Origin of the sequence: Asaia sp. HumB (assembly GCF_030263835.1) — a bacterium.
Taxonomy (GTDB): Bacteria; Pseudomonadota; Alphaproteobacteria; order Acetobacterales; family Acetobacteraceae; genus Asaia; species Asaia bogorensis.
This window is the reverse complement of the sequence record NZ_JARPML010000002.1, coordinates 1,838,758-1,850,931: the sequence shown is the minus strand read 5'-3', so window position 1 is coordinate 1,850,931 and position 12,174 is coordinate 1,838,758. Positions and strand designations below refer to the sequence as shown.

Here is a 12,174-nt window from a genome sequence, read left to right as displayed (position 1 = left end):
ATATGATATTTTTATGCCGAATATAGGATTTTGGCTATGTCGTCTGTGCAGATCACCTTTCGCGAGCTTACCCATTTCCTCGCCGTGATCAGCGAGGGAGGCTTTGTGCGTGCCAGTCAGGCGCTCAATATCAGTCAGCCATCGATCAGCCAGAGTGTGCAGAGTCTCGAGGCCAAGATCGGGGCCAGCCTGATCGTTCGTGGCAGGAAAACCATCCAGTTGACCGAGAAGGGCCAGATATTCCGCCGCTATGCGGAAAGAACGGTCAATGAAGAAATAAGCCTGAGAGAGCGGCTTTCAGAAACGAGGGAAACCGTGGAAGGCCCGCTGCGCGTGGCTGTCCCTCCGGCCATCGCTTCGATCTGCTTTCCGGCCATTATCGATGTTTTCTGCCGCAGATATCCGGATGTGATGCTGGAAATCGACGAATGTCCGTCTGATCGACTGATACCGCGCCTGCGTAGCGGCAAAACGGAGATTGCAGCGCTCATCCTCCCCGCAGCAGAGCGGGATTTGCGCCTTTATCCGCTGGGGCGAGATCATCTCTCCCTTGTCGTGCCAAGCCAGCACCCGCTGGCCGAAGCGCATCACTGCCGTCTGGACGACATTCTGGACGAACGCATCGTCCTGCTGCGTGAGGATTTCAAGATCAACGATTTCATCATGAGTGCCTTTGCCAGCCATTCGGCGCAGCCTCATGTCACCGGGCGCACGAGCGATATCCACCTCCTGATGGCCATGGTGCGAGCGGGGGTCGGGCTGGGGATCGTGCCCTCGCTTCTCTGCCAGGATAGCCGCATGAATGGCCTGACCGCCCTGAAGCTTTTATCACCCAGCATCAGCTTCGATCTGGTTATGGCGACGCGCAAGGATCGCACGCTTTCAAAGGCAGGCGAGGCCTGGAGGCGCGTGTGCCAGGCGCATTTCATCGAACCTGACACCGCCACCGAAAGTTGAAACGCAGCTTATGCGCGATATCACGACCCGGCTGCGCGTGTGAGTGGCTTGGAGCTCTCGTAAACCTGTAGCGAGCTTGCCTCGTGGTGGCAGAACTTACCGTTCCTGTTACGCCTCAACCGCGCGCGGTCTTGTCAGACAGAACAGATAGAGTTGCGGAATGGCGGACAGGGATATCGCAAGATAACTGCCCCACACCATGAAAACGACGCCCCAGCCGACGAGCGCCATCACGCTCACGAACCCGATCAATTGCAGCGGTGAGAGCACTCTCCTGAAACTCTCGCGTAGCGCCTGATACAAACCTAATAATGCGATCAGAAACAGGACATCACCGAGGCTGAGAAATGGTTCAGGATTAGGGTAGGACGCCATGGCCCAGAATGACTCATGCCCATTCCACATCGGTACCCGTCCGTCCATGCTCACCCTTCCTGCGCCGCGCACATTTGCGACCCTTGTTTCGATAAAGATACAATCGGGCGGCAATCCGGATGATGCAATTAAAAAAGGGGCGCCTTGCGGCACCCCTTTTCTGCGAGAATCCTGAGCTGGTGCGGTATACGCGGCCTATCAGCCCTTCTGGGACAGGACAGCGTCCTTGATACATTGCCCGATCTTCTCATCGACGTTGGACCAGTACTCGAACACACGTGACAGCACCGGCTCCTCGACGCCACCGGCAATATGACCAGCAGCATTCTGGACCAGGCGCTCGCGAGCAGCGTCATCCATGACCTTGTTCACCAGAGCATTGGCCTGACCGAAATCATCGTCATCCGGGCGCAACGTGTAGGCCGCACGCACGAACTCACCATCCGCGGTCCAGACGGCATTTTCCGGGAAGCGCTCACCATTGGCCACCGGGCCACTCTTGGAGTTCGGCGCATAAACCGGATCGGACACATTATGCGAACGCATCGTGCCGCCCTTGGAGTAGGAATGAACCGGACATTTCGGGGCGTTGACCGGGATCTGCTTGTAGTTCACGCCAAGGCGGGCGCGATGGGCGTCAGCATAGGCGAAGGACCGCGCCAGAAGCATCTTGTCTGGTGAAAGACCCGTGCCAGACACATAATTGTTCGGCTCGAAAGCGACCTGTTCGATCTGGGCAAAGAAATCCGTGGGATTACGGTCGAGCGTGAGCTTGCCCACCTCGATCAGCGGATACTCACCCTGCGGCCAGACCTTTGTCAGGTCAAAGGGGTTGATATGATAGGTTTTGGCATCCTCATAGGGCATGATCTGCATCTTGAGCGTCCAGCTCGGGTTTTCACCGCGCTTGATCGCGTTGAACAGGTCACGACGGTGATAATCCGCGTCGCTACCTGCCAGCTTGTCGGCCTGATCCTGCGTCAGGCACTTGATGCCCTGATCGGTCTTGAAGTGATACTTGACCCAGAAGCGCTCGCCCGCCTCATTAACCCACAGATAGGTATGGCTGGAGAAGCCATCCATGTGACGCCAGCTTGCCGGGATACCGCGGTCCCCCATGAGCCACGTGACCTGATGCGCTGATTCCGGGCTCAACGTCCAGAAATCCCACTGCATGTCGTTATCACGCAGGCCGTTATCGGCGCGGCGCTTCTGCGAGTGAATGAAATGCTGGAACTTCATCGGATCGCGCACGAAAAACACAGGGGTGTTGTTCCCCACCATGTCGAAATTGCCTTCTTCGGTGTAGAATTTCACCGAGAAGCCACGCGGGTCACGCCACGTGTCGGGGCTACCAGACTCGCCAGCTACCGTGGAGAAACGCACCACGGTTTCGGTCTTCTGGCCCTTTTGCAGGAATTTCGCCTTGGTATAGGCGCTGACATCATGCGTGACCTCGAAATGACCGAACGCACCGCCGCCCTTTGCATGGGGCTGGCGATCGGGAATCATCTCGCGATTGAAGGTCGCCATCTGCTCGATCAGATAATGATCATGCATCAGGATGGGACCATCGGCCCCGACAGTCAGTGAATAATCGGTGCTGGCGACAGGCGCGCCAGAATCGGTGGTGGTGTTCTTAAAACGTTCATCAGACATCGGAGCTCTCCGGTGGTGGAATACGTGTAGCTATAAGCGCGTATCCGCTTGCTGGTTCCGAAGATCTCTTATCGAGAATATTTATGAAAAAAGCCCGTAGAACGGTTTCTCGATCATACCAACCCTAAATGAGAATAACTATCATTTGGCCAGTATTATTGTGCCAGCTCGCCATTTTTGCCAGTCAGTCGTCAACGCTCCGACGATTCGGCAGTTGCACCAGACGACGCACAGAACTTTCCGGTACGTGCTGACACGCTTGCCCTGTTCTGAAGAAACAGGGACGAGCCTGACCAGACCGCACGCGCCCTCTTACAGCCCTACCTGAAAACTGGACGCGAAGCGTCGCAAGGCGCGCTCGCTATTGCCATCCTCAGCCCAGGATTCGAGCCCGATCACACCTGTATAGCCCAGTCGCTTCAACGCACGGGCAATGGCCGGGTAGTTGATCTCGCCTGTCCCCGGCTCACAACGCCCGGGCACATCGGCCACCTGTATTTCCCCGATATAGGGAAGCGCCTGCTCGATCAGGGCGATCAGATTCCCCTCGCCAATCTGCGCATGGTACAGATCGAGCATCAGGCGCAAAGATGGTTGATCGACGCTTTGCACCAATGCCAGACACTCCTGCGCGCGGCCAAAGGGCACGCCGGGATGATCGACTGCGGCATTGAGATTCTCAAGCACGAACATCACGTCGTTTTTCGCCGCCAGTTCGGCAAGACGCGCCAGCGTGTCACGCGCCTTCATCCACATACTTCCATCAGCACCGTTCGGGCTGGGCCGCACAGGTAGCCCCCGGGAGTCGAGGCCAGTGCCATGCAGATTGAGCCTTGGCACCCCCAGATCATGCGCAGCGCGGATTGACTGCGCCGCCGAGTGCAGCATTTCCCGAGCGCCACTTTCGTCAGCCAGCGTGCCGCGTATATAGCCGGTCATGGACGAGAATCGCGCCCCCGTAGCGGCGAGCCGTCTGAGATCGTGGCGCGTCCAGTCCCATATCTCGATCATGAATCCTTCACGCGCGATATGTCTGACACGCTCGATAAAGGGCAGATCAAGAAACTGCATTTCGGCGCAAACAGCCAGTGTAAAAGGCTGGGCGTCCGTTTGATCAGGCAAACTGATCTCGGGGGGCATCATGGCTCTTCTCCCAGAAGGCGGATGCTCACAATTCTCCAGTCAGGAACTGGGCGCGACCATGGCCGAAGGACCAATGGGCATCGTTGTTCTCGACCACCGAAACCATGACATCCGAAGGGGCCATACCACAGCTTGTCTGGAGTCTCTCAGTCAGACATTTATAGAACGCGGCATTTTTGGCATCACCTCTTGGCCTTGTGAACATTTGCAAGAGAAGAACCTTGTCTGTTCTTGGTATATCAAGCCCAGTATCTTCAACAATCAAATGTGTTTTCTTGTGCTCCGAAACGATCTGATAGCGATCGCCACGCGGCACCTCGAACGTTTCGAGCATGGCCTCATGAGCCGCGTCGAGCATCGCCTTGATATCGTCGTCGCTTCGCCCTTCGACCACATGGAAATGAAGTAGCGGCATCGTTTTTTCCCAAATCGCGGATGCCGATACAATGCATGTCCGGCACCCTGATGATGTGTTGAAGCAGGGACGATGACAGGCGCACCGCCCCATTACCCCTGCGGGGCGTCCATTGTTTTTCCCCGATCAGCGTTCCTTGACGGCACCCCGGCGATACGCGCCGGGGATACAGTCTCAGGACGCGTCAGAGCGTGATCCAGTTCTTGTCCCTGTCGGACATCACCGCTGAATCGATCAGGCGCTGAACTTCCCAGGCTTCGCGGAAATCGGGGCTGGCCGGTCTGTTCTGATCAATGGCGCGGACAAATTCAGCCATTTCGATCGTCTTGAGATCGTTGAAGCCAAGATGATGCCCGCCCGCCACGCAGAACGCGCCATAGGGCGCATGCTGCGGTCCGGATTCGATCAACCTGAAGCCGTTGCTGCGCGGATCTTCACCAGCCTTGAAATACTGGAGTTCATTCATCCGCTCCTGATCGAAAGCCAGCGTGCCCTTGCTGCCGGAAACCTGAAACGCAAGCTGCATGTTGCGACCGGTCACCAGCCAGTTGGCCTGTAATGTGCCAGAGCATCCCCGCTCGAACGAGACCAGCATACGCGCGATATCATCCACGCCCACCTGGCGGTGCTCGCTGGCACCGGGGCTGACGGGACGGGTTCTGATGGGTGTGTCGAGCTTGGCAAAGACCGTATTGACCGGCCCCAGAAGATAACGGGCAATCGCGATGATGTGGCTGCCCACATCGGCAACGGCTCCCTGCCCGCCTGCCGGATCGCAACGCCATGACCAGGGCGTGGCCGGGTCAGCCATGAAGCCTTCGGCGTGGATCCCGTTGAAATCGGTAATCTCGCCCAGTTCGCCCGAGGCGATCATGTCACGGGCATATTTCAGGAGAGGGTTCTTGATATAATTGAATCCGCTGGCGCTGCGCACACCGGCCTTTTCAGCTGCCAGAGTCATTTCCAGAGCGTCGGCCGCGCTGATAGCCAGCGGCTTTTCGCAATGGACATGCTTGCCTGCGGCAATGGCGGCAAGGGCCATCTCCTTGTGAAACAGCGTCGGTGTCGTGATCGAGATCACATCGATTTCAGGATCAGCCACCAGCGCCTGCCAGTCAGTCAATGCCTTGGCGAAACCGAACTGGTTTTTGAACTGCTCGGCCCTGCTGCCATCGATATCAGCCACGGCGTGCAGGACCGGGCGCGAGATATCATCAAAAACGTTGCCTGCAGCCTGATAGGCCAGAGCGTGGGCCTTGCCCATGAAACCTGTGCCGATCAGGCCGACACGAATGGACTTTCTCATCAGATTTCCCCTCGCTCAGACATGACGGGTGGAGTTGGCCGCGACACTGGCCGTCGTATTCGACTGGGCACGATGATTGATCATCGTATCCTCAATTTTCTCGAGGGAAACGCCCTTGGTCTCAGGCACAAATTTCATGACGAACCACAGGGCAAACAATCCAAGGATTGCGAAGAGCCACATGGAGAAGGCGCCATGGAAGTGCTCGGTCAGAAATTTGTTTTCGCTCAGCATCGGGAAAAACTGGCTGACCACGAAATTCATGCCCCATTGCGACGTGACGGCAAGGCTGATGCCGACCGCACGGAAACGATTGGGGAAAATCTCTGAAATCAGGATCCAGCATACCGGGCCCCATGACAGACCGAACATCAGCATGAATACCAGCATCCCTGTCAGCGCCATGAGGCCGGTAGACTGGGTGTAGAGCCCCCATGACACGACGAGCAGACCCAGCACCATACCGATCGATCCCCAGAGCATCAGCGGCTTGCGACCCTGACGATCCACGATCCAGGCCCCGATGATGCAGCCGGCCAGTAGCGCAAAACCGATCCAGATCGTCTGGAACAGCGCAGCCTGAAGGCTCCCGCTGGTCGATTTCAGCACCATCGGGGCGTAATACATCATGACATTGATGCCGGTGACCTGCTGCAGCGCAGCAATGCTGGCCCCGACGAAAATGATCCAGCGTGCACGCGCATCACCCAGAACCTTCGTAAAGCCCAGGGACGATTGTGCGACGGCGCCCAGAGACTGCTTGATTTCAGCATGAAGGTTGCGGGCGTGATGCTCATTCGAAATACGGGTGAGCGTTTTCAGCGCCTCGTCGTGACGGCCCTTGAGGACGTGCCAGCGTGGTGATTCCGGAATGAAGAAGATCGTCGCGCAGAACAGGATGCAGGGCACGATTTCAGAGCCGAACATCCAGCGCCAGCCCATATCCAGCAGCCATTCCGGCGTAGCGGAACGCGCGATCAGGTAATTGACGATAAACACAACCACCTGACCGAACACGATGGCGAACTGCTCCATGCTGAGCGCACGGCCACGCATATCCTTGGGCGAGACCTCGGACATGTACATGGGCGAGACAGCCGATGCGACACCCACAGCAATGCCACCGAGCATGCGATAGACCACGAACCAGGTGAAGTCTGTTGCGAGCGCTGTCCCGACCGATTGCAGGCTGAAAAGCAGGGCGCAGATGAAGAGCGTCATGCGCCGCCCCAGTTTGTCGGCCATCGTGCCGGAAATCATGGCGCCGACCATGCAGCCGATCACTACGTTGGATACGGCCCAGCCAGTCTGCGCAGGGGAGAGGTGGAAATATTCCTGCAAGGGCGAAATCGCCCCCGAAATGACCGATGTATCGTAACCGAACAGAATTCCGCCTAGAGCGGCAATAGCGCAGATACGCAGGACATAGCCTACGTCATGTCGCTCGGACGCGACCATGACGACGTCTTTTACTCTTCTCATCGAAGATTCTCCTGTCCCGACGGTTTTTCCGCCGGGTGAGACAGTCAGAGACCGGGTTTCAGATGGCCATGGTGATCCTGAGCGCCCTGCGCTGCATCGCACCCCGTTGCGAGAACATGCGACAGACCCGTCCGGCCTCGTGAGATATCAGTTTTCCAGATCGATCGGCTTTCAACCGCCATACAGGCCCGGCCTGGGTGACATGGTAATTGGCTCGATCCTGCCGCTTTCCTGCGCCTTGACGCAGGCATCGGCGGCGACCGACGCGCAATATCCATCCCAGGACGTGGCACCGTTGAGCTTGCCGGCTTTTACACCATTGATGAAATCCTGCACCTCGACATCATAGGCAGCGATGAAACGCTCCTTCCAGTCGGTCATGATTTCAGTGGAGAGCGAGGCCGCCTTGCGCAGTTCCACGGCTGGCGGTGCCGGCAGGCTGGCCTCGCCAAGTTCGCCGACGACGGCGCATTTGATGTCATAGCCGTACTGGCAGTTGACGAATATCTCGACATCGATACGGATACCTTTTTTCGTCTCCAGCAGGACGATCTGCGGATCGCGCATATGCTCCATGGCCTTTGACGTGCGGCGCGGGAAAATCACCTGTGCGCTCACATAGTCATCACCGAGCATCCAGCGAAAGACATCGAGCTCATGCACGAGCGTATCGGTGATGCCCATATCGGTCTTGTAATTCGCACCGACACGCTGATTGCGATGGGCTGCGTGAATCATCAGCACTTCACCGATCTCGCCCTGGTCGATCAGGGCCTTGAGGGCGCGATACCCGGAATCATAGGGACGCATGAAGCCCACCTGCACGAGGCGTTTGCCATGCGCAGCCTCAGCTTCGACGATTTTCAGGCAATCAGCCGCCGTGGTCGCGAGCGGTTTTTCGCAAAACACATATTTACCGTGCCGGATGGCCTCGAGCACATATTGTGCGTGCGTCCCACCCCAGGAGGTTACGATCACGGCCTCGACTTCGGGCAGGGCAATGAGCGATTCACCATCCTCTGGCACCTTGGCCTGAGGTGCATATTTGTCAGCCACTTCACGGGCACGCACGAGGTTCACATCGGTAACGGCCACGATTTCCGCGCCCGAGAGTGACTGCATGCAGCGGCGGATATGGTCTTCACCAATCGCGCCTGTGCCGATAACGCCAATTTTGAGAGTCCCGGTTTTGTAAGACATGGGTCTGTGCTCCGGTATGTCGGATCAATAGGGAAGATGGGCCTGGTCGGGATCCATGGAGAATTTCCACACCCGCCGCGGGCCTGCCATGACATTGAGATAATAGAGATCGAAACCATGAGGGGCGCCGACCGGATGGTACCCTTTGGGCACCAGAACAACGTCGCGGTCAGCAATGGCCATCGCCTCGTCCAGCGAACCGTCCTTGGTATAGACACGCTGGAGGGCGAAACCGCTGCCGCGCTTCAGGCGGTGATAGTAGGTCTCTTCCAGATAGGTCTCGTTCGGAAAGTCATCCGTGTCATGCTTGTGCGGTGGATAGCTAGACCAGTGCCCGCCCGGCGTGATGACCTCAACCACCAGCAACGTTTCAGCCGGGGCAGTATCAGGCAGGATATTGCGCACAAAACGCTGATTGGTGCCTGTGCCACGTGTCAGTTCACCCACCTCTTCGGGCGGGATCAGCCTTGCCGGATATTTTCCCTTGGCGGGCGACGCGCAAACGGCCAGCTCAACAGGGGTCTCGGCCTCAACGCGCCAGTCTGCCCCGGAGGGCAGATAGACCGACCAGGGTGCCCCGCTGAACGGGTCCATGCGCTCGCCGATCACACCGAAATCCTGACCCGCGCCGATGATGCGGGCCTTCCCGCTGATCAGGACAAGACAGGTTTCGTTCGGGCCGGCACGGTCCGTCACCTGTTCACCCGCCTCAAGCACGCGCACATTGAAGCTGATATAGCCCCAGCCCGCCGATTGCGGTGTGACCGAAACCGTGCATTTCGAGTCATCGCGCTTGTGGGAATGGACCAGAAGCTTCGAACTCATGATGCCGCTCCTGTCATATGGCCTGTCGCAATCAGCGTATCGACCAGATAATTGCGGCCCATGCGGGCATAGACGAGCGGATTGGCAATCTCGGGGTCCTGCTCGGCTTCCAGCACGATCCAGCCGGAATAGTCGGGCAGTTCGCGCATGACGCGGGCATAATCGATGCAGCCATCACCCGGCACGGTAAAGACGCCGGAAAGGACAGAGCGCAGGAAGCTCCAGTCATACACATCGGCCTGGGCCCGCTTGAAAGGTCGGATATCCTTGCCATGCACATGGCGGATACGATCACGATAGGATCGTGCCAGTTCAGCCGGATCAGACCCGCCCCATAGCGCATGGCCGGTATCGAGCAGCAGCTTCACCGAGGGGCTCGTCAAATCCATGAAGCGTGCGATATCCTCGCGCGACTGCACCACGGTGCCCATATGATGATGATAGACAAGGTCGATGCCATGATCGGCAAGGAAGTCGGCCACTGCGGTCATGCGGCGTGCGAATTCGGTCCATTCGCCGCCCTTCAGATAAGGGCGTGCCGAGAGCGGTGTATCGATCTGGCCATGAATGGCATTCGAGGTTTCGGCCGCAATACAGACCTTGCAGCCCATACCCTTGAGCAGTTCCAGACGGGGCTTGAGCGCGGCAATTTCCTCATCCGCGCTACGGGTCAACAGCTCGGTGGACCACCAGCCCGAGATGAATTCGAGACCGAACGGGTCGAGCGCGGCCTTCATGCCTGAAACGGTCTGGGGAAATTTATGCCCCAGTTCCATACCCTGTATGCCCGCCTTGCGAGCCTGGCCCAGGCACATCTCCAGCGTGGTGGATGCTCCCACCGATTGCATGTCATCGTTGGACCAGATGATGGGATTTGCGCCGATCTTGATGGTCATGTCTGCCTCCAGAATGAGGATTGATGCGTCGAAGGGATCAGTTGCCGATACGCTGGGTGCCACGCTGGCGCTCATAGCTCTCGCGGGCCTTACCGACCTGGCTTCGTGGCGAGACCTCTGGCACGGCCACATCCCACCAGGCGCCGCCATCGGTGGTCGTGGGTGCGGGATCGGTATCGATCACGATCACCGTGGTGCGGTCGGCAGCGCGGGCACGCTCGACAGCGGCTGTCAGAGACGGCAGATCGGGCACTTTCTCGGCATGGGCACCGAGCCCGTGGGCAAGTTGCACAAAGTCGATCTTGAACGGCTGAACCTGCCTGCAATCTTCCCAGAGATTGTTGAAAGGCGCCCCGCCGCATTCCTGCTGAAGGCGGTTGATACAACCATAACCGTGGTTATCGAGAAGCACGATGATCAGCTTCTGGTCGAGCACCACCGAGGTGGCGATCTCGGCATTGAGCATCAGCCAGGATCCGTCTCCCAGCATCACGATCACCTCGCGATCCGGGCAGGCCATCTTCACGCCCAGTGCCCCGGCAAGCTCGTAACCCATGCAGGAAAAGCCATATTCCATATGGTATCCGCCCGGTTGTTCAGCCCGCCAGTGCTTCTGCAGCTCGGCAGGCAGACCGCCCGCGGCGCAAACCACCGTATCGGTGGGTCGCCCTGCCCGCTGCACGGCGCCAATCACCTGGGCATCGGTTGGCAGGGAGGTCTGGCTCGCATCGGGCAGCGCCTGATAACGCGCCGAGATGTCCATCCAGTTCCGATAGGCACGCTCAGCCTTGCCGGTCCATTCCGGTATGGCTCTCCAGTCTTTCAGCCCTGCTTCGAGGGCAGAGAGCGACTTGCCGGCATCGCCCACCACGGCCAGTGCCTGATGCTTGGTGGCATCGAAAGGCTGGATATTGAGCGAGACGATCCGCATATCCGGGTTGGCGAACAACCCCCAGGAACCCGTCGTAAAATCCGCGAGACGCGTTCCGACGGCAATGACGAGATCGGCCTCGGCGGCCATTTCATTGGCGGCTGAACTGCCGCTCACCCCGATACCCCCCATGTTGAGGGTGTTCGACGTGGGCAGAGAGGACCGACCGGCCTGCGTCTCCCCAACCGGGATACCCTTAGCCGCGCAGAAAGCCGCAAGCTGCTTTTCGATCCCGGCATAAAGGACGCCGCCCCCTGCAATCACCAGCGGCTTGCGCGACTGGTTGATCAGGGCAATGGCCTCTTCCAGCTCGACTTCATCGGCAACCGGGCGGCGTATGCGATGGATGCGCTCTGCAAAGAAGCTTTCGGGATAATCAAAGGCTTCTGCCTGCACGTCCTGACAGAGCGAGAGCGTCACCGGGCCACATTCGGCCGGATCGGTCAGCACGGTCATGGCGCGGTTGAAGGCCGGAATGATCTGCTCGGGACGCGTGATACGGTCGAAATAGCGCGAGACAGCCCTGAAGCAGTCGCTGGCACTGACCGTGCCATCGCCGAAATCCTCAACCTGCTGCAACACAGGATCCGGAATACGATTGGCAAAAACGTCGCCCGGCAACAGCAGGACAGGCAAACGGTTCACATGGGCAACGGCAGCGCCAGTAACCATGTTGAGCGCACCCGGCCCGATCGAACTCGTACAGGCCATGACCTGACGGCGGCGGGCGGCCTTGGCAAAAGCCGTGGCCGCATGGACCATGCCCTGCTCGTTATGACCACGCAATGTCGGCAGAATGTCACGCTGCGCATGAAGCGCCTCGCCCAGACCGGCGACATTGCCATGACCGAAAATGGCCCAAACACCGGCAAAAAAGGGCTCGATGCGCCCGTCAATCTCGGTTTTCTGCGCCATCATGGCCCGAACAAGGGCCTGGCTCATGGTCAGACGGATGGTTTTCATAGGCGTATACTCTTTCCTGACG

At 58.4% G+C, this 12,174-nt stretch carries 11 protein-coding genes; 1 reads left to right on the top strand and 10 read right to left on the bottom strand.

Annotated features, from left to right (window positions below; all coding sequences use genetic code 11):
* Window positions 1-36: 36 nt before the first annotated feature.
* Entirely contained in the window at window positions 37-957 is a 921-nt protein-coding gene (locus P5689_RS09485; RefSeq protein ID WP_285532965.1) for a LysR family transcriptional regulator, read from the top strand.
* Window positions 958-1,065: 108 nt separating this feature from the next.
* Here the strand turns inward: P5689_RS09485 and P5689_RS09480 are convergent, their stop codons facing one another.
* The 10 genes from P5689_RS09480 to iolD all read right to left on the bottom strand — a co-directional run bounded on the left by P5689_RS09480 (window position 1,066) and on the right by iolD (window position 12,152).
* Window positions 1,066-1,380, bottom strand: a complete 315-nt coding sequence (locus tag P5689_RS09480; RefSeq protein ID WP_285532964.1) for a hypothetical protein — start codon at window positions 1,378-1,380, stop codon at window positions 1,066-1,068.
* A 150-nt stretch (window positions 1,381-1,530) separates the two neighbouring features.
* Window positions 1,531-2,991, bottom strand: a complete 1,461-nt coding sequence (locus P5689_RS09475) for a catalase (RefSeq protein WP_285532963.1) — start codon at window positions 2,989-2,991, stop codon at window positions 1,531-1,533.
* A gap of 312 nt (window positions 2,992-3,303) precedes the next feature.
* Window positions 3,304-4,134, bottom strand: a complete 831-nt coding sequence (locus tag P5689_RS09470; protein ID WP_285532961.1) for a TIM barrel protein — start codon at window positions 4,132-4,134, stop codon at window positions 3,304-3,306.
* Window positions 4,135-4,159: 25 nt separating this feature from the next.
* Window positions 4,160-4,549: a tautomerase family protein gene (locus P5689_RS09465; protein WP_062163857.1), complete on the bottom strand. Its 390-nt coding sequence runs from the start codon at window positions 4,547-4,549 to the stop codon at window positions 4,160-4,162.
* A gap of 184 nt (window positions 4,550-4,733) precedes the next feature.
* A complete protein-coding gene (locus P5689_RS09460; protein ID WP_285532959.1) occupies window positions 4,734-5,855 on the bottom strand; it encodes a Gfo/Idh/MocA family oxidoreductase in 1,122 nt (373 codons plus the stop codon).
* A gap of 15 nt (window positions 5,856-5,870) precedes the next feature.
* Window positions 5,871-7,337, bottom strand: a complete 1,467-nt coding sequence (locus tag P5689_RS09455; protein ID WP_285532958.1) for a sugar porter family MFS transporter — start codon at window positions 7,335-7,337, stop codon at window positions 5,871-5,873.
* 171 nt (window positions 7,338-7,508) lie between these two features.
* Window positions 7,509-8,537: a Gfo/Idh/MocA family oxidoreductase gene (locus P5689_RS09450; protein WP_285532957.1), complete on the bottom strand. Its 1,029-nt coding sequence runs from the start codon at window positions 8,535-8,537 to the stop codon at window positions 7,509-7,511.
* Between the two features lie 24 nt (window positions 8,538-8,561).
* Entirely contained in the window at window positions 8,562-9,362 is an 801-nt protein-coding gene (gene iolB / locus P5689_RS09445; RefSeq protein WP_285532956.1) for a 5-deoxy-glucuronate isomerase, read from the bottom strand.
* Entirely contained in the window at window positions 9,359-10,258 is a 900-nt protein-coding gene (iolE, locus tag P5689_RS09440; protein WP_285532954.1) for a myo-inosose-2 dehydratase, read from the bottom strand. The genes iolB and iolE overlap by 4 nt, the downstream gene beginning before the upstream one ends.
* Before the next feature lie 37 nt (window positions 10,259-10,295).
* Window positions 10,296-12,152 (bottom strand): 3D-(3,5/4)-trihydroxycyclohexane-1,2-dione acylhydrolase (decyclizing), encoded by a 1,857-nt coding sequence (gene iolD, locus P5689_RS09435; protein WP_285532953.1) that lies wholly within the window; start codon window positions 12,150-12,152, stop codon window positions 10,296-10,298.
* Window positions 12,153-12,174 lie beyond the last annotated feature (22 nt).

Excerpts from the sequence above, each read along its gene's own strand:
- P5689_RS09485 (WP_285532965.1), top strand. The coding sequence starts at position 37 with ATGTCGTCTGTGCAGATCACCTTTCGCGAGCTTACCCATTTCCTCGCC.
- P5689_RS09480 (WP_285532964.1), bottom strand. The coding sequence starts at position 1,380 with ATGGACGGACGGGTACCGATGTGGAATGGGCATGAGTCATTCTGGGCC.
- P5689_RS09475 (WP_285532963.1), bottom strand. The coding sequence starts at position 2,991 with ATGTCTGATGAACGTTTTAAGAACACCACCACCGATTCTGGCGCGCCT.
- P5689_RS09470 (WP_285532961.1), bottom strand. The coding sequence starts at position 4,134 with ATGATGCCCCCCGAGATCAGTTTGCCTGATCAAACGGACGCCCAGCCT.
- P5689_RS09465 (WP_062163857.1), bottom strand. The coding sequence starts at position 4,549 with ATGCCGCTACTTCATTTCCATGTGGTCGAAGGGCGAAGCGACGACGAT.
- P5689_RS09460 (WP_285532959.1), bottom strand. The coding sequence starts at position 5,855 with ATGAGAAAGTCCATTCGTGTCGGCCTGATCGGCACAGGTTTCATGGGC.
- P5689_RS09455 (WP_285532958.1), bottom strand. The coding sequence starts at position 7,337 with ATGAGAAGAGTAAAAGACGTCGTCATGGTCGCGTCCGAGCGACATGAC.
- P5689_RS09450 (WP_285532957.1), bottom strand. The coding sequence starts at position 8,537 with ATGTCTTACAAAACCGGGACTCTCAAAATTGGCGTTATCGGCACAGGC.
- iolB (WP_285532956.1), bottom strand. The coding sequence starts at position 9,362 with ATGAGTTCGAAGCTTCTGGTCCATTCCCACAAGCGCGATGACTCGAAA.
- iolE (WP_285532954.1), bottom strand. The coding sequence starts at position 10,258 with ATGACCATCAAGATCGGCGCAAATCCCATCATCTGGTCCAACGATGAC.
- iolD (WP_285532953.1), bottom strand. The coding sequence starts at position 12,152 with ATGAAAACCATCCGTCTGACCATGAGCCAGGCCCTTGTTCGGGCCATG.